The 1,128-nt window shown below is 49.3% G+C and carries 9 tRNA genes and 1 rRNA gene; all 10 read right to left on the bottom strand.

Annotated elements, in window-relative coordinates:
- Nucleotides 1-84: 84 nt before the first annotated feature.
- Nucleotides 85-160: transfer RNA gene (locus tag NRI27_RS17955), tRNA-Ala, on the bottom strand.
- Nucleotides 161-165: 5 nt separating this feature from the next.
- Nucleotides 166-242 (bottom strand) — tRNA-Pro (locus NRI27_RS17950).
- Nucleotides 243-250: 8 nt separating this feature from the next.
- Nucleotides 251-327: transfer RNA gene (locus NRI27_RS17945), tRNA-Arg, on the bottom strand.
- Between the two features lie 21 nt (nucleotides 328-348).
- Nucleotides 349-437 (bottom strand) — tRNA-Leu (locus tag NRI27_RS17940).
- Nucleotides 438-446: 9 nt separating this feature from the next.
- Nucleotides 447-521: transfer RNA gene (locus NRI27_RS17935), tRNA-Gly, on the bottom strand.
- A 9-nt stretch (nucleotides 522-530) separates the two neighbouring features.
- Nucleotides 531-612, bottom strand: a tRNA-Leu gene (locus NRI27_RS17930).
- 32 nt (nucleotides 613-644) lie between these two features.
- Nucleotides 645-720 (bottom strand) — tRNA-Lys (locus NRI27_RS17925).
- A 5-nt stretch (nucleotides 721-725) separates the two neighbouring features.
- Nucleotides 726-801: transfer RNA gene (locus tag NRI27_RS17920), tRNA-Thr, on the bottom strand.
- 20 nt (nucleotides 802-821) lie between these two features.
- Nucleotides 822-897 (bottom strand) — tRNA-Val (locus tag NRI27_RS17915).
- Between the two features lie 27 nt (nucleotides 898-924).
- Nucleotides 925-1,040 (bottom strand): 5S ribosomal RNA (rrf, locus tag NRI27_RS17910).
- Between the last annotated feature and the right edge of the window lie 88 nt (nucleotides 1,041-1,128).

The raw sequence follows: 1,128 nt of genomic DNA, 5'->3' as shown, positions 1-1,128 counted from the left end.
GAGATTCGAGTTGTTCGTTCACCGACAAGTCGGCTTCAGAACTTTATTTGTTGACGTTTTGCTGTTCAGTTTTCAAGGTTCATATGGTGGAGCCTAGCGGGATCGAACCGCTGACCTCCTGCGTGCAAGGCAGGCGCTCTCCCAGCTGAGCTAAGGCCCCAAAAATGGTCGGGAAGACAGGATTCGAACCTGCGACCCCTTGGTCCCAAACCAAGTGCTCTACCAAGCTGAGCTACTTCCCGTTAAATAATGGCGCGCCCGACAGGAGTCGAACCCATAACCTTCTGATCCGTAGTCAGACGCTCTATCCAATTGAGCTACGGGCGCATTATAATATTTTATAAAACATGGTGCCGAGAACCGGAATCGAACCGGTACGGTAGTCACCTACCGCAGGATTTTAAGTCCTGTGCGTCTGCCAGTTCCGCCACCCCGGCTAATAAAAGTGGAGCGGAAGACGGGATTCGAACCCGCGACCCCGACCTTGGCAAGGTCGTATTCTACCACTGAACTACTTCCGCATATAAAAGTGCGGGTGAAGGGAGTCGAACCCCCACGCCTTGCGGCACTAGATCCTAAGTCTAGCGTGTCTGCCAGTTCCACCACACCCGCATTATATTTCCTGTGAATACTATCAAGGAAAATGGTGAGCCATGCAGGATTCGAACCTGCGACCCTCTGATTAAAAGTCAGATGCTCTACCGACTGAGCTAATGGCTCTAAAATGGTGCCGGCGAAAGGACTTGAACCCTCAACCTACTGATTACAAGTCAGTTGCTCTACCAGTTGAGCTACACCGGCTAAGTGTAAAATAAATAATATGGTGGAGGATGACGGGTTCGAACCGCCGACCCCCTGCTTGTAAGGCAGGTGCTCTCCCAGCTGAGCTAATCCTCCATTGGTTATATATAATAAGAATCAATCGCCTGGCGACGTCCTACTCTCACAGGGGGAAGCCCCCTACTACCATCGGCGCTGAAGAACTTAACTTCCGTGTTCGGTATGGGAACGGGTGTGACCTCTTCGCCATCGTCACCAGACTTTTAATATCCTTTTCAAGGACATTAGTTATTATATCAACTCTTATTAAAAACGCAAGTACTTTTTTAAAAATACTTTTGAACGATG

Origin of the sequence: Sporosarcina sp. OR05 (genome assembly GCF_041414805.1) — a bacterium.
GTDB lineage: Bacteria > Bacillota > Bacilli > Bacillales_A > Planococcaceae > Sporosarcina > Sporosarcina saromensis.
The sequence above is the reverse complement of the archived record's forward strand: the minus strand, read 5'-3'. Positions and strand labels throughout refer to the sequence as shown.